The sequence below is a fragment of the Fodinicola feengrottensis genome, assembly GCF_039530045.1.
Lineage (GTDB): Bacteria > Actinomycetota > Actinomycetes > Mycobacteriales > HKI-0501 > Fodinicola > Fodinicola feengrottensis.
Genome location: NZ_BAAANY010000013.1, coordinates 1 through 18,731, shown reverse-complemented (window position 1 = coordinate 18,731; position 18,731 = coordinate 1). Strand labels below are relative to the sequence as shown.

Here is an 18,731-nt window from a genome sequence, read left to right as displayed (position 1 = left end):
CGCTGTCACAGCCTCGGCGCGAAGCGTGATTTCAGGCTCTGACCAGGCACGATAGGCATGCCGGTTTTCCGGGGTACGCACTGAATGGTAACGACACGGTTGTGATTATGCTGACCCCGCGAAGGATCCGTCGGGGGTCCGGTTAGAGTCCTTAGCGTTCGTTCGGTTTACCTGCGCTTCACCAGGAAGGCAGCCGGACGACCGCCGAATCCCTCTTCGGAGGGAGCCGGGGACCCAGGTCCTTGGGGTGAATCGGCAGTGCGTTCGCGCGCTGCGGTAGGGCGTCTCCTGGCCCGAACCCGTCAGCTAACCCGGTAGGCAGCCGAAGGAGAGGAGCACCGCGTGGTGCTGTTCCATGCTCTTGGTCATGCCCCGAACACGTCCGTCGGCCAGCGTCGCTGGCCGCCGTGCGACCGACCCCGGATCCGGATGGTGACGTGCGGGTAGTGGGTTAACGCCGTGCCTGACACCACTCCACCACCCAGCACCTGCCTGCAGGGCTCGACAATGGCGTCGTACTTCTGGGACGACGGCTCCGGCCTTTCCGGCGACACCGGCAACCCCGCCGGCGGGCAGGGCATGCACAAGGGCATCTTCGCGAGCCCGAGCTGGCCGCTGGGCACCCAGGGATACGTGCTCTACAACGGGCGTCGTGCCGACTTCATGATCGGTGACCGCGGCCCCGGTTTCCCGTCCGACCACGGCATCATGCTGGACATTGACGGCGAGACGTACGCGCAGCTCACCGGCGGCCACTGGAACACCGAGACGCACCTGGTCGACGGCTTCGGGCCGGGCCACATCCAGGTCACGTACGTGATCACCGAGTGGGGCACCGGCACCGGCGTGAAGGGCCTGCCGGAGCCGTTCTCCACCGGCGCCTGGAGAGTGCACGACTCCCGGCCGAACCTGCCAGCGCCCACCGTGGTGCCACCGGTCACTGGCCCAGCCAAGAGCCAGTCGCTGGTCGAGCACACGGTCGTCGCGGACGCCAACACCAGCGCCGTGGTCGGCGTCGCCTCGCATCATGCGCTGGTCGCCGACCCGGTGGTCGCGCCGGCGAGCGTGGTCTCGGCGATGGTCGGCATCGGCGCGGCGGCCATGTTCGTCCGCATCCGGCGGCCCGGCGGCATCGCCGCGCCGGCCGGCAAGCATCGACACACCACCGGCCGGCATCGCCGCGGCGCGATGACGATCGGCTTCCGGCCCGCTTTCGCGATGTAAACCCCTCGCGAGGGTGACGTTGTAGGTCCGAAATGGGGGCAATTTCGCCCTGAAACGTCGGGCCTAGTACATGTCGGCGGGCGGTGGGCAGCCGGCCGGTTCGCCGCCGTCGGCCAGCGCCGCCGGTGCGTCCGCCAGCGAGAACCGGTTGCGCAGCCGCTGGTAGAAGTCGGATGGGCGCAGGCGTACCAACCGGGCCGGGTGCTCGGCGGGATGGACGGTCACCCAGTCGCCCGGGTCCAGCACGCCGCGCAGCTGCCCGTCGACGCTCACCGCGACCTGGCCGGAGCGGTCCAGCACGCGTACCGAAGCGGCTTCGCCGGCCGCCAGCACGACACTGCGGTTGAAGATCATGTGCGGCGCCACCGGGGTAAACACCAGACCCTTCAGCCTCGGCGACAGCACCGGCCCGCCGGCCGAGAGGTTGTACGCCGTGGAGCCGGTCGGGCTCGCCACGATCAGCGCGTCCGCCGAGTACGACGCGAAAACCGACTCGCCGAGGTAGACCGCGAGGCTCGCCTGCCGGTCCCTCGCGAGCTTCTCGAAGACCACGTCGTTCAGCGCGGTCACGTCCAGTTCCATGCCCGCGGCCTGGTCCTGGCTGACGTTGTCCTGGCTGACCATCCGGCGCGGCGGCGGAGGCAGCAGTGGACCCCGCCCGTACTGCAGCAACGCCTGAATCCCGTCCGGGATCTCCAGCGGCCGCGACGCTCGCATGGTGAGCATCATGCGCTCATCCATGCGCGCGCTCCCGGAGAAGAACGCCTCCAGCGCCGACTCGATCTCGGCGGGTTCGACCTCGGTCAGGAACCCGACCCGCCCGACGTTCACGCCGAGCACCGGCACGTCGTCGGACGCCGCCACCCGTACGCCACGCAGGAACGTCCCGTCGCCGCCGATGGTCACGATCAGCGACGGATGCCCTGCCGCCTCGACCTCGTCCTTCGCGTTGCGGCGCGGCCGATGGCCGTTGTCCAGGCGCCACACGTCGATCTCGATGACCTCGATGGCGTTCTTCTTCGCCCACGCATGCACCAGGTGGGCGGCATCCACCGCCGCCTCGCGGCCCTCGTGCACCACCAGGCCGATGCGCCGGTCTCCCATGGTTCTCGCTTTCTCTGCGCGTGCGTACGGTCCCACCAGTCTTGCCGATGACCGGCGCTGGTGGGTGAAGTGGTTCCCGCTCGCCGCGACTTCGGTAGCGGCCGGCGCGTCGGACCCGCGGCGGCGGTGTCGGCGCGCGATCGTGGTAGCGATCCGGAATAGCCGCGCTGGTCGGCCGGGTTGTGGTCGGTGGGGTCCCAACTGGGAGGGGAACGGCGTGCCTGGGTTCGCGAGTCCGGTCGATGTCGCCACTTACGGGGAATACCGCGTGCCGCCTGGTGGCGCCCGGCCGTTGTATCGCTTCACCGGCCGCATCACCGCCGACGGCTCCAGCGGCTTCGCCGCCGAGCCGGGCCGCTATCACCTCTACGCCGGCTGGTTTTGTCCCTGGGCGCAGCGCACCACCATCGAGTTGGCCCTGCTCGGCCTGCGGGACGTGGTCAGCGTGTCCTATGTGGACGATGAGCGGGACGCCCGGGGATGGGCCTTCCGGGAAAAGCACGGCCCCGATCCAGTCAACGGATTCACCCTGCTCCGGCAGGCGTACGAGGCGACCGAACCCGGTTTCGACGGGCACGTCTCAGTGCCGGCGCTGTGGGACCGGCGCACGAATCGCCTTGTCAGCAACAATTTCGCCACGATCGGCGTCGACTTCGCCACCCAGTTCGGGCAGTGGTCGAATGGCGTCGAAACCTATCCGGAGTCGCTTCGCGAACAAATCGAGGAATTAGATCGCTGGCTCGGGCCAGCGGTGAACAAGAACGTTGGCGCGGCGCTCACAGACCCGGCCGCTCGTACGATTTTGCTTGACGCGTACGCGGAACTCGACGCGCGCTTGGCGAAATCGCGCTACCTGCTGGGATCCCAGCTCACCGAAGCGGACATCCGGCTGTGGGTGACGCTGGTTCGGTACGACGCCGGCGCGAACGCAGCTCGTACGATCAACCCGGGACTGCCGGAATATCCGCATCTTTGGGCGTACGCGCGCGAGCTCTACCAACTGCCGGCTTTCCAACAGACGACAAGATTTGACTCCTTCACCGACCCGGAAGCGACCGTGCCGGACTGGGATCTGGTGGTCGAGCGCTCGTACGCGGTTATTGGGCGTTGACAGAGGCATATGCCACAAGTAGCTTAATGCTCCATTGAACACGTTCTTATCTGCGAAGCCATTCACGTAAGTGAACATTACTGGGCTCAAGGAGGAACGAATGTCGGTGAAGCAACGCGCAGTGGTCGCGTGCATGATGGCTTTTGGTCTGGTTCTGGTGGTCGCGCCAGCCGCCGCCGCGGCGGCGGTCGCACCTGCCTGGACGACCTATTCGCCGTCGTACACGGTCCAGCAGCAGGGCTGTGGCACGGTCAGCGGCCTGACCTTCCACCTCAGCTGCACGTCGACCAGCGGATACGATCGCGCCGAGCGGCGGTATGTCGACTATTCCAGCGGCCAACGCCGGTTCCAGGGCTCCTTCCGGATCACCAGCATGGGTGGTTCGCGGATCAGCCTGAAACAGACCTTCCACGACGATGTTGGGCCGTTCTTTCTGCTGGCGGTGGAAAACGGCGGCCGACTCTACTCCGTGGAGGGTGGTGCCACGGTCGCTTCTGGCGCCACCGTGGGAACCACAGTCGCGGTGCAGACGATTCACACGGTGGGCAGCAAACTTCAGGTTTACATCAACGGATCGTTGAAGTTCACCGAGTCGGCGCCCGATGGTGGCAATTACTACGACAAGGTCGGTGCCTACCGCACTTCCAGCGGCAGTGGACCCATCACCGTGGTGTGGAGCAACCTGGCTTTTGCCTACCAGTAAAGACATGACTCGACTCTGGGCAGTCGCCCTCGTGCTGGTGGTGGCCGTGACGGCGGGCTGCGCCGACACGGCCACCACCGCACCGAAAGTGTCGCTCACCGCCACTTTGGTCCCGCCCGTCGACATCAAGCTGGCTTGGCGCGACCGTGGTCCGACCCCGGCCGGCCGCATTGTCGAGTTCGCGAACGCGGCGGCCGGCCCGTACACGATCCTGGGTTTCCTGCCACCCGGCCAAATGTCGTACGACCATCGGGACCTCATCCCGCAGACGGCGTTTTACTATCGCGTTGTGCCGTACTACGGGCCGACCACCGCGGCGATCACTCGTACGCTCCCGCCGGGTGACTACGACGACAAAACCCAAGCCCAGGACCACATCTGGGCCGAGCCACGGACCGTGCGGCAGCCAGCGGTGGCCCCTCGGTCGGTCCAGGGCGGCGGCGCGCCGACGGATCTGAAGGCCACCGTGATGAACGCGAACGGCATCAAGCTCACCTGGACGGACCGCGCCAGCGACGAGTCCGGCTATTTGGTGGAGGTGAAACCCGCTGGCAGCGCCGATTTTCGGGTCGTCCAGGTGCTCGAGGAGAACATCAACTCATGCGGGGTGGTGATCCTCCCGAACGAGAAGACCGCCACCTATCGCGTACGCGCCTTTGTCTACGGCCCTTCGTCCAACACGGCAAGCCAAATCACATTGGCCTAGGTCCTTTGCCGCTGTCGCTGAACCAGTTCGGCGACAGCGACCGGATGACTCAGGTAGGGCGAGTGGCTCGTGTCCCAGGTCTCGGAAATTGTGCAACGGGCCGCGAAACGGCTGCTAAGGGGCGCGGCCAATGCACGGTCGTCGCTTCCCACCACATAGAGCGACGGAGTGTCGTGCCAACTGACGCGGCTCGGGGTAGCCCCGAAAATGGACGGCGGCTCCGGGCGGAGCAGTTCGATCGCGCGCTGAGCGGTGGGTTCGTCGACGTCGCCGTAAAGGTTCTTCCTGGCATCGGCGACATCGAGCCGGAGCCGGCCGTTTTCGTCGGGCGTCGCGACAAGTCCCGCCGGCGGGGCGCCGGTTTCGCCGCGACCTGGGCGATGAGCTGGGCCGGCGATTCGCCGACATCGAGAAGCCAACCGGCCAGCAGGATCAGTTTTTGCGCACCGTTGACCGTTCCGGCGGTGACGCCACCAAAAGAATGTCCGAGCACCAGCGGCGGCCGGTTGGCGGCAGCGACGATGTCCTCGACCAGGCCAGTGCTGTCGTCCAGCGAAAGTTCGTAGAGGTCAGGCACCTCCACGCTCAGGTCTCGTGAGCGCAGCAGCCCGACAAGGGCATCGAAGTGAGCGGGTTGATGCCAAGCTCCATGCAGAATGATCACGTCGGTCATGCCCCCACGCTACCCGGCACCGGGCGATCACCCCATACAACAACGGTATGAAGGCGACCGCCCGGCACCGGCAGACGACGCTTGGATCTCGACCCTCATCCACCTGGAATGAGGAGACACGCCCTAGGTTCTGAAAATTCTGAGGGCGCTGCTGGTGGTGCCGGATGTGCCGGCGTCGAAGGCGACAAGGACACGGGTTTGCGCGGTGATTTTGGCCGGCGTGACCGGGAGGCGGACGGTTCGTACGCCCGCACCGGAAACAGCGATCGTCGTCGACGCGAGAGTCCCGTGCGTGGGGTCATAGACGAAAATGTGTGCGGTGCCCGCGCCGGTGGGGGCCAGCAGCGCCGTCACCGTGTCTTTTCGTAGGAAGGCGGTCTGGGCGGATCGCGAGCGAGCCGCGGCCGGGCCGCCGGCCAGGGGGACGCCGATGGTGGCCGACTGAAGGATCGACTGCGGTGAGTCCAGGCTGGAGGCAGCGGTGGCCGGGATCACCGGCGGGGTCGGGGTGATCGGGCGGCCCGGCGGTGCGGTGTAACCGTCCACTGTGGCCACTCCCCAGCGATATGGATCTCCTTGTACGCCACCGAAAGGTGACCACGCCAGCCGGGTCTGGCCAGTGAGGTCCTGGGTGTCGGAGTCATAGATGAGAATGTTCATCCCGAGGTGCGCCGGGTCCACCGCGGCCGGCAGGTCGGCCAGTGGGATCTTCACTTCCAGGGTGTAGCCGTTGTACGGGCTGGAAATCTTCGCGGCGACCTGCATTCCGGGCGCGGTGTCGGACCCTGGCCCCTGATGGTTGTCGGCGTCCCGCTCAAAGCAGGCCGGGCCACCGCTGGTGACCGGGAAGATGCCGCTCTTGAAAGTGGTGGACGTGTTTTCCGAGGTGCCGCGCGGATCCAGGGTGATTTCCACCGAGTCGGTCCGCCAGTGCCGCTTGCAGTCGGTGGGGTCCACTTGTTTTCCGAGCGTGTCGTCGGTGACGTGGACGAGGAAATACAGCGCGTCATTGGACCACGAAACCTGTGCGCTGCCGGAACAGTCGGCCGCGGACGTACAGGCGTCACCTTCCCAGCGGCGAGAAAGATCCAGTGTGGCGCCTGGATATTCACCCGGTTCGGCGCTCCCATCCACGGTGGGTGTGCTGCTCGCTTGCGGGATTGTCGTGGTGGGTACGAGCTCGAGCGCGGCGTGTGCGGTGTCGCTCGCACCGGACGACGACGTGGTGATCGGGTAGTCATAGTCGCCACCGACACCGCCCCGGTTGGCGGTGGGCAGGCTCGGATCGCTGTTCCGTACGGCAAAAGTGACCGTGCCAGTGGCGCCTGGCGCGAGGTTGCCGTACGGCTTGGACGGTACGTCCGCGGTGAATCCGGCCGGCAGTTGCGGGGTCACCGTGCCGGACTGCACGCTGGTGCTGTTGTTCGTCACCGAAATCGCCACCGGCCGGCTGCCGCCGCTGGCCAGGGTGAGCACTGGCTTGACGAAGCCGAGCAGTTGCGGAACGCCGGTTTTGGTGGCCCAGGCCTGGAAATCCGCGACCTGGGGGAGCAGTTGTTGGGTCGCCGTGACAGCCGCGGTGACCGCGACGGCTCGGGCGGTTGTTCCGCTCGTACGCCCCGAAGTCAGCGTGCCGCCAATGGTGGCCCGGGTGCTCACAGCCGCGGTTGCCGGCGGGGTAACGGTGAAAGTCGTCGCCCCGGTGGTGGTCGCGGTCCAACCGGCCGGCAAGGTGAGGCTCACTTTCGCGTGCGGTAGCGGAGAAAAGTGTGCGGTGACTGTGAAAGGCCTGCCGGGGGAGACCTGGAAGGTCGATGTGGTCAGGGAAAACTCGGTGCCCAGTGGCAATCCTCCGGGCGCCGGTTGGGTAGCTCCCTGCAGCATCGCGCTTGTCGCGGTGCTGTGCGGGTCGTACGGCACCCGTGAGTCGATCTGGGTGAAGGTTTCGCAGCCCAGCTGGGTGGGATCGGTCGAAACGGTCGGTGGCTGGGTGCCAAAGCCCTGGGTCAGATACTGGCGGGAAGCGTCTCGCTGGATTTGCGCCCAGCTTTTCCGGTGCGCCGGAGACTGAGTGCCTGTCCAGACACCGAAAATCTGTGCGGTCGGATCCGTCGGGACGAAGGTCGCAGCGCAGCTGGGACCTGCTGGGCCGCTGCCAGCGCCGCCAGCGCTGAAGATCCGCGCCGTCCGCCACGTGTTGAGCCGCTCTTTGCTGAGCTGGCTGGAAAACGCCGTCGGGTCAGCGGCTGCGTAGAAGGCGTCGATGGCGAGATGGCCAGCCTCCTGATGGTTGCCGTGTTGCCCAGGGAACGGTGACGGGTTCATCGTGACGATTACTTTTGGCTGGATTTCCCGTACCAGCCGGACGATCTTCTCCAAGGTCTGCTGCTCGTTCCACACCGTCGCGCTCAGTGGCGCCGAAACGGTGTAGTAGAAGTCGACCTTGTCGAGGTTGTGCACGTCGGTGATGCCGGCCATCCCGACCGCCCTGCGTTCCTCTGCTTCCCGGATCAGGCCGAGCGCCGGACCTTCTTCGGGGCCGACCGCGTTCCCGCCACCTTCGCCGCGGGTGACGGTGATGACACCGGTCGTGACATGCTGATTTTCCTTCCATTGACCGAAAGTGGCCAGGTTGCCGGCCTCGTCGTCGGGGTGTGCCCCGATGAAGAGCACGTCGACGTGGCCGGGATGGTGGGGGCTGGCCGCCGCTGTTGTTGCCGCGGCGGGCAAGCCGAGGGTGAGGACAGCTGTGGTGAGGGCAGCCGTCAACAGGCTTTTGGGCACACGCATCCGAGACTCCTAGCGTCCGAAATGCTGCTATGTGGATGAAACTGCGGTGCCTATTCCTTGACAGCGCCGGAAAGCATGCCTTCGATGAATCGGCGCTGGAGTGCTATGTAGACGACGACTACCGGCAAGGCGACCAGGACGGCGGCCGCGGCCAGCAGCGAGAAGTCGGAGCTGTGCTGGCCTTGGAAGAAGACCAGGCCGAGTGGGACGGTCCGTAGGCTGTCCGAGGTGACCATCACCAGGGCCAGCAGGAACTCGTTCCAGGTCCACATGAAAGTGATGACGACCATGGTGGTGATGGCTGGTCGACCGGCCGGCACCAGCACTCGCCACAGTGTTGTCCAGCTGTTGGCACCGTCGATGCGAGCGGCCTCCACCAGCGAACCGTGCGAACCGCGGAAAAACGCCCGCATCCAGAAGGTCCCGAAGGCGATCGACTGCGCGGTCTGCGGCAGGATCAGCGCCCAGTACGTGTCGGTGAGCCCGAAGCCTCGAAGGTCGTAATAGAGCGGGATGACCAGTGCTTCCTCGGGAAGGGTGAGCCCGATCAGGAAGAGATAGAAAAGTGCCGAGGAGCCAGGAAAACGCATGGTCCCGAAGGCGTACGCGGCGAGGGTGGACAGCACCGCGGAGGCGATCACCACGGTCAGCGAGACGATGATGGACGACTGCAGATAGCTGCTGAAGTGACCGCGCGTCCAGGCCTGCGCGAAGTTGGCCCAGTGCAACCCATCGGGCAGCGCGAACCCGGTGTTCAGTGACTGGGGGTCGGAAAAGGCGGTGGACAGCACACCGAGCACCGGAACGAGCGCGATCGCGCTGAAGACCGCCAGAATCGCGTACGTCATCACCCGCTCGAATCTGCCCGTCACGACTGCCGTCCCTCGATCGCCCGGGAAACCACCACGGTCAGCACGAAAATCAGCGCCGCGAGGCTTACCCCGACGGCGGCCGCAGAGCCAACCTGACCGGTTTCGAAAGCACGGTGGTAAACCTCGAAGGCGGGCACCGCGGTCGCGTCGCCGGGGCCGCCGCCGGTGGTGATGTAGACAAGGTCGAAGTTGCGCAGCCCGGCCACGATGGTCAGGGTCGCGGCCACCGCGATTTCCGGGCGCAGCGCGGGCAAAGTGACGGCCAGGAACTCGCGGAACGGGCCGGCGCCGTCCAGTCGGGCCGCCTCGTACAGCTCCCGCGGGATCTTTTGGCAGCCGGCCAGGAAAAGCACCATGCAGAGGCCGAACTCGACCCACGTACCGACCAGACCCACCGCCGGCAGGGCGAGCTGGAAGTCGCCCAACCAGGGTCGCGCCAACGCACCCAGGCCGATCGCGTCCAAAACATTGTTGAGCAGGCCCTGCGGTGCGTAGATCCACCGCCAGGACAGCGCGACAACGACCATCGCCAGCACCTGCGGGAGAAACAGCACGGTCCGAAAGAAGGTCATGCCGTGGATCCGCACCCTGGACATCGCCGCGGCCAGCAGCAGTCCGACCAGGATGGGGAGCAGAGCATAGAAAATCAACAGAATCAGCGCGTGTACGAACGGTCCGCGCAGGCTGGGATCGGTGACCAGTGCGGTGTAGTTGCTCACGCCAGCCCAGGTGGCCACCGACAGGCCGTCCCAGTTATAGAGCGAATACCAGATGGCCTGCCCGAACGGCACCAGGATGAGGACGGCGAAAAGCGCGAGAGCGGGTGCCGCGTACAGGTAGCCGATGGCTCGCGGCTCACCTGGCGCACGCCGACGATACCGCCCGCCCAGCCACTGCTTTGGTGGCCGGGCCGGCGGTTTTGCGGTGTCGGCGACCGGAATCGCGGTGTCGGTCATGGCCGCCTTACGACTGGTGGAAGGTGCCGTAGTCTTTCTGCAGCGTCTGGGTGAACTGCGGTGGCGTCGTCTGGCCACCGATCAGGCTTTGCAGCGCGGCGGTCAAAGTGTCGTAGAAGGTCGGCGTGGAGTAGTCCAGATAGGGCGTGAGCCCGTCGTTCGCACTGATCTGCTGCCAACCCGCCACCAGCTGTCCTTCAGGGCTGCCGGCGGGCAACGCGGCGGCGGCCGGGCCGGGCACCGCTGGCAGGTTGCCGGTCTGGGTCATCACGTCGGACGCGTGTTGGTTGGTCAGGAAGTTCAGGTATGCGGCGGAAACGTCCGGGTGTTTGGACTTGCTGGTGATGGCCCACGCGAGACTTTCGCCGCCCATGGTGGTGATCGGGCCGCCGGCGCTGGCCGGTGGTGGTGGCATCAGGCCGAGCTTGTCGCCCATCGGGCCTTTCAGGTCGGCCGCCTCCCACGTGCCGGTGAGCAGGAAAACGCCCTTACCGGCGGCGAACTGTTTGGCGGCGTCGTCATATCCGAGGCCGTTGGCGCCGGGCGTCAAATAGCCGCTCTTCGCCCAGGTCTGCAGCACCTGCGCGGCCTGGATGGCTCGTGGGTCTGTCCAGGACGCCTTGCCGGTGCCCAAAACCAGGTCGCGAACATACTGTTTGCCAGCCAGCTGACTGAGGATCACGCCGTACGTGTGAATCGCCGGATATTTGTCCAGGTTGCCGAACTGAATCGGCAGCTGGCCTTTTGTCCTGATGGTCGCCAGATCCGCGGTGAACTCGGCCCAGGTGGTTGGCGGCTTCAGGCCGAGGCTGGTCAGCAGCGCCTTGTTGTAGTAGACACCGACGAATTCGCCCTGCTGCGAGATGCCGTAAAGCTTGCCCGTACCAAAGTGCTTCGCGTCCGCGCTCACTCGGTTGAGGTCAAGCAGTGCTTTCGGATATCGCTTGTCCCAGCCGTAAACGCCGGCGTAGCCGTCCATCGAGGTGAGCATGCCGGCCTTGACGAAGGTCACCATGTCTGGATAGCCCTGGTTCGCCTCGACGACGTCCGGTGGATTGCTGCCGGAGAGCGCGAGCCGGAGAGTCGTTTTCAGGTCCGAAAAGCTTTTGGACGTACGAACGATCTTGACGTTGGGATATTTTGCCTGGAACTCCTTGTTCAACTGGGCGACCTCGGCGTTCTGGCCGCCGCGGACTTCCTGGTCCCAGACGTTCAGGGTCACCTGGCCGGCTTTGGCCGGGTCAGTGGAAATGCTGCCGGCCGGGCGGTCCGAGGACTGCCCAGTGGGGCCGCCGGAGCCGGGTGGAGCACATGCCGCCGCTATCGCCATCGCGGCGCCAGCCACCACGGCCAGTCGCATCTTTCGCTGCAGCGACATGGGTTTCCCTTCGTCTGCGGTTACGGCACCTGAGCAACGTCGGCGTAGCGCGCGATGGTCGCGGCGGCCCGCCGGACCGCGCCGACCGGCACGGTCGGCACCAACTCGTCGAGGAATCCGTACCGGCGCACCAAAGACGTGTGATAGGCGTCCCGGCTGCCGTGGTCTCTTACGCTGTGCCACCAGTCCGCGATGTCGCCCCAGCCGGGCGCGGCCAGCGATCCGCCGAACTGCTGGACGGCCAGGGACGCGCAGGCCGACGCGAACGCGAGCCGATTTTGCAGCGGCCAGCCCGACAACGTGCCCAACACCATGCTGGCGCCGAAAACATCGCCGGCGCCGGTCGGATCCAGCGCGGTCACTCGTGGCGCCGGCACGTGCGCTTCCTCGCCGGTGGTGGAATCGATCGCCATCGCGCCCTCGGCGCCGTTGGTGACCACCGCGAGCGGAACCCGGTCGGCCAGCGTGTAAAGCGCTTCCTGGGGGCTGTCCGTACGGGTGTAGGCCATCGCTTCGCCAGCGTTGGGAAGGAAAGCGTGGCAGTAACCGAGCTGATCCAGCATCTGGCTGGACCACATACCGGTTGGATCCCAGCCCACGTCGGCGAAAACCAGGGCGCCGTCGGTGCGGGACAACTCCGCCCACGAGTTTTCCGCCGCGCTGCCCAGGGTGTCCGGTGCGGTCAGATCGCAGATGACCGCACGCGAACGCGGTGGCTGACCAATCATCAGATTGGCTGGCAGCGGCGATTCGTGGCCATGCGTGAGCATGCTTCGGTCGCCGGCACAGGCCATCGATACGGTGACCGGCGAATGCCAGTGCTCGAACCGGCGGGACCGCGACAGGTCCACGCTTTCCTGTTCGTCCAGCGTTCGCCAGCAGAAGTCGGCGTAGTCGTCGTCGCCGAAAGCTGCCGCGAGCGAGGTCCGAAGGCCGAGCCGGCTCGCCGCGATCGCCAGGTTCGCGATCCCGCCCGGGCAGGACCCCATGCCCTCGGCCCAGACTTCGGTGCCGGCGCTGGGCATCTTGGGCAGACCGGTGAAGACGATGTCGAGAAAGACCGTTCCGGACAGGAAAACGTCGATGTCCGGGTCGTCCGGGTGGCGGCTGTCGCCCAGCGGATCGTACGCACCTTCGGACATCGGCCGGCAACTCTCCATTCATGTTCTTGAACTTGCGCAACACTAACCGGATACGTGCAATGTGACAACCTGTTGCTGAGCGTACATGCGCGACTGCGGCTGGTTGTGCGCGTTTGTGACTGGTATGGTCGCCGGCATGCTGCAGCACGAACGCCATGCGGAGATCGTCCGCCGGCTGCGTGCGGAAGGCACCACGGAAGTGCGGGAGCTGGCCCGGTCGCTCAAGGTCAGTTCGTCCACCGTCCGGCGCGACCTCGCCCAGTTGGACCGGGAAGGCACGCTCATCCGGGTGCACGGCGGTGCGCACGTGGCCGACGACGTCGACGAGCGAATGCCGTTCGCGGCGGTCGCCGCCAGGGACACCGCGGACAAACAGGCGGTCGCCCGGCGAGCCGTCGAACTGGTCGCCGACGGTGACGTGGTGTTGCTCGACGTGGGCACCACTGCGATGTATTTGGCGCAGCTGCTCATGTGTCGCCGGATCACCGTGATCACCGGCAACCTCGCCGCCTTCGATGTGTTGCGGGAGGCGGAGAACATCGAGCTGATCCTGCTCGGCGGTCTCGTCCGCCGGCCGTACCATTCGCTGGTGGGGGTGCTGGCCGAGGACGCGCTGCGGCAGGTGAGTGCCGATATCGCGTTCCTGAGCACCAGCGGGGTCCGGCCGGACGGTCAGATCCTGGACACCACGTTGGTCGAGGTGCCGGTGAAGCGGGCTATCGTGGCCGCGGCGAAGAAAACCGTGCTGCTGGCGGACCGACACAAATTTCCCGGCACCGGCGCCTTGCGGGTTTGTGGAGCCGCTGACATCGACATGATCGTGACCAATGAGGGTGCCGACGATTCCACGTTACGGACGTGTGCCGCGGCCGGCGTGGAGGTTGTGACCGGATGAAACTCTGCATTCTGGGCGGCGGCGGGTTCCGGGTGCCGCTGGTTTACGGCGCTTTGCTGCGAGACACCCATGAGCGGCGAGTCACCGAAGTCGCTTTGTACGATGTCAGCGTCGATCGGCTGACCGCGATCGGCCAGGTGCTCGACCAAATGGGTCGAGAATACGAAAAGCCGCCGGTCGTACGAACGACCACGGATGTGGACGAAGCGTTGCGGGACGCGACCTTCGTGTTTTCCGCCATCAGGGTCGGCGGCCTCCAAGGGCGCACCGCGGACGAGCGGGTGGCGCTGGATCTTGGCTTGCTTGGCCAGGAAACCACCGGGCCGGGCGGGCTCGCGTACGGGCTGCGGACCGTGCCGGTCGCCCTGCAGGTGGCCGAGCGGGTCGCCGCCCTTTGTCCGCGGGCATGGGTCATCAACTTCACCAACCCGGCCGGCATGATCACCGAGGCGATGCAACAGGTCCTGGGCGATCGGGTGGTGGGCATCTGCGACTCGCCGATCGGGTTGAGCCGGCGGGCCGCCCGAGCGCTTGATCTCCATCCTGACCTGACCACGGCGGACTATGTCGGCTTGAATCACCTCGGCTGGCTGCGCCGGCTTTCCTTCGATGGCGCCGATGTGCTGCCGTCTCTGGTGGCTGATGCGGACGCGCTGGCCACCATCGAGGAGGGCCGGCTGTTCGGCGCTGACTGGATCGCCGCGCTTGGCTGCATTCCCAACGAATATCTCTACTATTACTACTTCACCCGGGACGCGGTCGCCTCGATCAAGGGCTCGCCGGCTACTCGCGGTGAATTCCTGCTCCGCCAGCAGCGAGACTTTTACAACGCGGTGGCGAAAGAACCGTCCAAGGCGCTGGCCGAATGGCGCCGCGTAAGGGAAGAAAGAGACGCCACCTACATGGCGGAGAGTCGGGCTGAGACCGATCCGGGCAGGGACAAGGAAGACATCGCTGGCGGCGGCTACGAAGGCGTCGCGCTGGCCTTGATGGCGGCCATTTCCCGCGGCGAGCGGACCGCGATGATTCTGAACGTACGCAACGGATCCGCGGTGCCCGGACTGGCGCCCGAGGCGGTCGTCGAGGTGCCGTGCACCGTCGACGCGAACGGTCCGCACCCGCTCGCGACCAGCCCATTGGCCGGAGATCAGTTGGGCTTGGTGCAACAGGTGAAGGCGGCCGAGCAGTTGACGATCGAAGCGGCCCGCAGTGGTTCGGCATCGGTGGCGTTGACGGCGTTCGCGGTTCATCCACTGGTGGATTCGGTCTCCACGGCCAAAGTTCTGCTTTCCGGCTACCGGAACCGGATCCCCGAGGTGGCGGCTGTGTTGCGCTCTCGCTGAAAACTGACAACTGCTCTTGTCCGCAGTCGCGCTTACCGGCATGATCCACCCCGACTGAACCGCCAGTGGGGAGAAATCATGACGAGACTGTTGATCGCCACTGCGCTCGCGGCGGTGTCCCTCTCGGGCGTGCAACCACAGACCGCGATGGTGTCGTGGACCGCTACGCCCTACGAGACTGTCCTGCAACAGAGCGCAAAGCCCCGGGCGGCGTCAACCATGGTTAGCTGGGATGCGGCTCGCAACGAATTCCAGTCGTATCAGATTCTGCTGCGCGGAACGTCGAAGTTCACGATCCAGTCGGTGACCTTCACCGATCTTACGGGCGCCGGGACGATCGGGAGCGGCGACCTCACTTACCGGCTCCAGCAGTATTACGATCCCACCGGTTCTGGTACGGCGGTGCCTGATCCGCTGAGCAACGACCCTTGGGTCACGGTGCCGGGGAACACCACACAGGGTATCTTCGTGACGGTCTATGTTCCCAAGAACCAGGCCGCCGGTGCGTACAATGGCTCGGTCACGGTGAACACAATCAGCGGGAACACCACTTTCCCGATCGCGCTGACGGTCTACGACGTGACGGTCCCGGATGCGATTGACAGCACGTACACCTCCGGCACCTGGAGCGCGTTTTTCGACGACTACAGCGATGCCGACGCCTCGGTGATTGGTGACGACATCCACAATCAGTACGGCTACACCCGCTACTCGGATCAGTGGTGGACGTTGATCGGCAATATTGCCCGGGAAATGAAGTCGGAGCGACAGAACCAGGTGCACGTACCGATCGACACGCTCCTGGGTGGACAGACCCGGCTGGTGGGCTCGAAGTATTCCTTTGACTGGAGGGTTTTCGACAGATTCGTGCAGACGTTTCTCGCCGATGGATCGATCCGGTCGCTGCGCGGAGGATCGCTGCTCAATGCCGGGCCGGGCGGAAATTCCTCGAGCGTCTGGATCATTGACGCCAACCGCCACATCGTGCTCGCGCCGGTCGGCTCGACCGCCGCGAACCGCTGGCTGAACCAGTACATCCCAGCGCTCAAAAGTCATTTGGACACGAAAGGCTGGACCGCGATGTGGTATCAGTCGATCAGCGACGAACCGGCCAACCCGGCCGCGTTCGCATCCACTGTGAACCTCTATCGATCGTATTTTGGCAGCATCGCCACTACTCAGGACGCGATCAACGCGGACGAGGGTTCGTACGCGGGAAGCGTCGACATCTGGATCCCCAGCGTGCAGAACTACACCTCAGACCCCGGCTTCTATGCCGACCGGCAGGCGCTCGGCGAGCAGGTTTGGAGTTATACCTGCGGTTACTGTGCGGATCCGGGCGCTGGCTGGCTGGATCGAATGTCGACCATGCCGCATTACGCGGCGAAGGAGATTTCGTGGGGAAATTACGCGGCCGGCCTGACCGGCTTCTTTCACTGGGGCTACAACGCTTGGGCGGAGACGGGATACACCGGCACCGGTGGAAATGAGGCGCGCCCCGGCGACGGCTATATCGTCTATCCGGACCCAGCGCACAACACCGTGCGCAGCAGTGTCCGCGGGCTGTCCACACGCGACGGTCTGCAGGATTACGAGCTTCTGCGGATCCTCGGAGAGCGCGATCCGGCGACCGCGCACAGCCTCGCGGCATCGCTGGTGCCCAGCTTCGACAACTTCTCCGACGACATCGACCTGATGGTGCGACAGAGCAAGGCCCTGCGGGTCGCGGCCGGGTCGGGAAGAATCCGGCGCTGATCGCGGTTTGTCACAGGTATGCGGATTCTGGTGGTAGGCGCCGGTGCGACCGGTGGGTTCTTCGGCGGTCGGCTCGCCGCGGCGGGACGGGACGTGACGTTCCTGGTACGGGCGGCTCGCGCGCGTACTCTGCATGGCCGCGGCCTGCGGATCACCGGCCTCGGCGAGGACACGGTGGTGACGCCGCGGCTGGTGCTGGCGGGCGAGATCGACGGCCCGTACGACCTGGTGCTGGTTTCGGTGAAAGCGACCGCGCTTGACGCGGCGATAGCGGACATGTACCCGGCGGTTGGGCCGGACACGCTGATCATCCCGTTTCTGAACGGCATGAGGCATATCGATGCGCTCGTCGCGGCGTTTGGCGAGGATGCGGTTCTGGGCGGTGTCGCGAAAGTCGCGACCAGCATCAGCCCGGATGGTGACATTGTCCGGCTGGCAGACCTGCAGAGCCTGGAATACGGCGCACGGCGCGAGCCGGCACCGGCGCGATTGGCGGACGTACACAAGGAACTGAGCGGCGCTGGCTTTCCGACCGGGTTGTCGAAAACCATTAATGCCGACATGTGGGCGAAATGGGCATTCATCGCAGCTGCGGGCGCGGTGACCGGCCTGCCGCGGGGAACTGTGGGCGACGTGGTGGCAGCACCTGGCGGGATCGATTTCGTCGAAGCCGTCATCGCTGAATGTTTCGCGATAACGGCCGTCGCCGGCTATCCGGCCGATCCCGCCTTTGCCCGTACGATGCTGACCCAGGCCGGCTCGTCCTTCACGTCATCGCTTTATCGCGACCTGGTTGACGGCAATTCGATTGAGGTCGAGGCTATTTTCGGAGACCTTGTCGAACGTGCGCGCGGGCTCGGAGTTTCAGTGCCAGTGCTGGAAATGACCACGTTGACTCTGCGCGTCTATCAAGGCCGGCATCTCTAGATGACCTATTCCGAGGGTTCAGTGGTCGTATGCGATCAGAGATCGTTTGATGGGTTGTGCGGCCTTGTCGTTGTGCCAGATTGCGGTGGTGAGGGCCAGGATGCGTTGTAGGACTCGCACGATCACCCCGTTGGGGGTGTGGCCGCGGTGTCGTTCCAGGTCAAGCTGGCCTTTGAGGGTCTGGTTGATCGATTCGACAGTTTGGCGTAGGGGGCTGAACCGGCTCGTTCGGGTTCGCCTTTGCGCGCGGGACATAGCAGGCGCAGCCCTGCTTGGCTGAGCAGGATGTCGAAATTCGGTGCCGAAGTAGTTCTTGTCCCCGATCAGGGTCTGGTTGGGGCGATCGGCGGTCAAGGTGGGTCGAGATGGAAGATCTCCAGCAGGGGTTGGCGTTCGTCGGCCTTCGCGCCGGTCAACGCGAATCCGACCGGTAAACCGCCCAGGGTGCACGCCAGATGCAAGCACAGTCCCCAAAAGTAGCGCGAATGTGAGGCGCAGTAGCCGTACTCGGCCCATCCAGCCAGGTCCGAGCGCTTCACCGTTTCCTTCGAGCGTCCGCATTCCACCGGGGTGGAGTCCACGACCCACGCGTCATCAGTCCACAGCGTGGTGTCCATGGACAACACGCGGATCGCCGACCTGATCAGCTCGGCTGCCGCGCGGAGCCGCTTGTTGTAGCCAGACTGCTGAGGCAGGTACCGGAACAGATGCCTCATGTGGGCTCGGGCAAAACGCAACCATCGGGATTCGGAGGTGAACCCACGCAAAGCTTGGATAACTGCCAGAGTGACCAGTTCGGCATCGCTGAGCTTGGGAGCAATACCAACCACAGGACGCCAAGGCGCCAGGTCAGGGGACTCTTTGAGCAGGTCATCGACCTTGACATAGAGTGTGGTCGCGACGGTGTCCAGGTTGTTCGTCACAAAACGATCATGGACACCCTCGCTTCACGTCCGCACGGCGCCACCCCTTGGAATAGATCATCTAGTGGTCGGTCTGCTATTTGGCACGGTGGCTCCGGCGCTCAGAAGCCGTCTGGCCGCACCAGGGAACGGCCCCATACAACAAAGGTGTGAAGGCGATGGCTCGTCTGCAGGGTTGTGGGCCGCCGGGCGTGGTGGTGCCCGGCGGCCAGGTAGATGTTTATGCGGC

General features: G+C 65.4%; 17 protein-coding genes and 1 riboswitch. Of the genes, 8 read left to right on the top strand and 9 right to left on the bottom strand.

Annotation, left to right across the window (positions count from 1 at the left end):
• Positions 1–192: 192 nt before the first annotated feature.
• A riboswitch (cyclic di-AMP (ydaO/yuaA leader) is annotated at positions 193–336 on the top strand.
• Positions 337–459: 123 nt separating this feature from the next.
• Positions 460–1,224, top strand: a complete 765-nt coding sequence (locus ABD301_RS18730; protein WP_344311542.1) for a hypothetical protein — start codon at positions 460–462, stop codon at positions 1,222–1,224.
• A 63-nt stretch (positions 1,225–1,287) separates the two neighbouring features.
• Here the strand turns inward: ABD301_RS18730 and ABD301_RS18725 are convergent, their stop codons facing one another.
• Positions 1,288–2,328: an NAD(+)/NADH kinase gene (locus ABD301_RS18725; RefSeq protein ID WP_344311541.1), complete on the bottom strand. Its 1,041-nt coding sequence runs from the start codon at positions 2,326–2,328 to the stop codon at positions 1,288–1,290.
• A gap of 217 nt (positions 2,329–2,545) precedes the next feature.
• Between ABD301_RS18725 and ABD301_RS18720 the strand changes: the two genes are divergently transcribed.
• The 3 genes from ABD301_RS18720 to ABD301_RS18710 all read left to right on the top strand — a co-directional run bounded on the left by ABD301_RS18720 (position 2,546) and on the right by ABD301_RS18710 (position 4,848).
• On the top strand, positions 2,546–3,439 hold the full coding sequence (locus ABD301_RS18720; RefSeq protein WP_279580989.1) for a glutathione S-transferase C-terminal domain-containing protein: 894 nt from the start codon (positions 2,546–2,548) through the stop codon (positions 3,437–3,439).
• Positions 3,440–3,539: 100 nt separating this feature from the next.
• A complete protein-coding gene (locus ABD301_RS18715; RefSeq protein ID WP_344311540.1) occupies positions 3,540–4,142 on the top strand; it encodes a hypothetical protein in 603 nt (200 codons plus the stop codon).
• Positions 4,143–4,146: 4 nt separating this feature from the next.
• Complete coding sequence (locus tag ABD301_RS18710) at positions 4,147–4,848, top strand: fibronectin type III domain-containing protein (protein WP_344311539.1); 702 nt, start codon at positions 4,147–4,149, stop codon at positions 4,846–4,848.
• 49 nt (positions 4,849–4,897) lie between these two features.
• On the opposite strand, the gene ABD301_RS42470 is transcribed toward ABD301_RS18710, so the two are convergent.
• From ABD301_RS42470 to ABD301_RS18680, 6 genes are all read right to left on the bottom strand, one after another.
• Complete coding sequence (locus ABD301_RS42470) at positions 4,898–5,521, bottom strand: alpha/beta fold hydrolase (protein WP_163569357.1); 624 nt, start codon at positions 5,519–5,521, stop codon at positions 4,898–4,900.
• 123 nt (positions 5,522–5,644) lie between these two features.
• Complete coding sequence (locus ABD301_RS18700) at positions 5,645–8,311, bottom strand: sugar-binding protein (RefSeq protein WP_344311538.1); 2,667 nt, start codon at positions 8,309–8,311, stop codon at positions 5,645–5,647.
• A 50-nt stretch (positions 8,312–8,361) separates the two neighbouring features.
• Entirely contained in the window at positions 8,362–9,183 is an 822-nt protein-coding gene (locus tag ABD301_RS18695) for a carbohydrate ABC transporter permease (protein WP_344311537.1), read from the bottom strand.
• Positions 9,180–10,139, bottom strand: coding sequence for a carbohydrate ABC transporter permease (locus ABD301_RS18690; RefSeq protein WP_344311535.1), 960 nt, complete (start codon positions 10,137–10,139; stop codon positions 9,180–9,182). The genes ABD301_RS18695 and ABD301_RS18690 overlap by 4 nt, the downstream gene beginning before the upstream one ends.
• Positions 10,140–10,146: 7 nt before the next feature.
• Positions 10,147–11,517, bottom strand: coding sequence for an ABC transporter substrate-binding protein (locus tag ABD301_RS18685; RefSeq protein ID WP_344311534.1), 1,371 nt, complete (start codon positions 11,515–11,517; stop codon positions 10,147–10,149).
• A gap of 20 nt (positions 11,518–11,537) precedes the next feature.
• On the bottom strand, positions 11,538–12,659 hold the full coding sequence (locus ABD301_RS18680; protein ID WP_344311533.1) for a carbohydrate kinase family protein: 1,122 nt from the start codon (positions 12,657–12,659) through the stop codon (positions 11,538–11,540).
• 136 nt (positions 12,660–12,795) lie between these two features.
• Here ABD301_RS18680 and ABD301_RS18675 point away from each other — a divergent pair, with 136 nt between their 5' ends.
• From ABD301_RS18675 to ABD301_RS18660, 4 genes are all read left to right on the top strand, one after another.
• On the top strand, positions 12,796–13,554 hold the full coding sequence (locus ABD301_RS18675) for a DeoR/GlpR family DNA-binding transcription regulator (RefSeq protein ID WP_344311532.1): 759 nt from the start codon (positions 12,796–12,798) through the stop codon (positions 13,552–13,554).
• Positions 13,551–14,897: a 6-phospho-beta-glucosidase gene (locus ABD301_RS18670; RefSeq protein WP_344311531.1), complete on the top strand. Its 1,347-nt coding sequence runs from the start codon at positions 13,551–13,553 to the stop codon at positions 14,895–14,897. Before ABD301_RS18675 ends, ABD301_RS18670 begins: the two co-directional genes overlap by 4 nt.
• A 78-nt stretch (positions 14,898–14,975) precedes the next feature.
• Complete coding sequence (locus tag ABD301_RS18665) at positions 14,976–16,652, top strand: DUF4091 domain-containing protein (protein WP_344311530.1); 1,677 nt, start codon at positions 14,976–14,978, stop codon at positions 16,650–16,652.
• An 18-nt stretch (positions 16,653–16,670) separates the two neighbouring features.
• On the top strand, positions 16,671–17,579 hold the full coding sequence (locus tag ABD301_RS18660) for a 2-dehydropantoate 2-reductase (protein WP_344311528.1): 909 nt from the start codon (positions 16,671–16,673) through the stop codon (positions 17,577–17,579).
• Positions 17,580–17,597: 18 nt separating this feature from the next.
• Here ABD301_RS18660 and ABD301_RS42465 read toward each other — a convergent pair whose 3' ends face one another.
• Together ABD301_RS42465 and ABD301_RS42460 are read right to left on the bottom strand one after the other, a co-directional pair.
• The gene (locus ABD301_RS42465) at positions 17,598–18,029 is read right to left on the bottom strand and encodes a transposase (RefSeq protein ID WP_425551962.1); all 432 of its coding nucleotides are present in this window, start codon (positions 18,027–18,029) and stop codon (positions 17,598–17,600) included.
• Positions 17,930–18,502: a hypothetical protein gene (locus tag ABD301_RS42460; RefSeq protein ID WP_425551961.1), complete on the bottom strand. Its 573-nt coding sequence runs from the start codon at positions 18,500–18,502 to the stop codon at positions 17,930–17,932. The genes ABD301_RS42465 and ABD301_RS42460 overlap by 100 nt, the downstream gene beginning before the upstream one ends.
• Between the last annotated feature and the right edge of the window lie 229 nt (positions 18,503–18,731).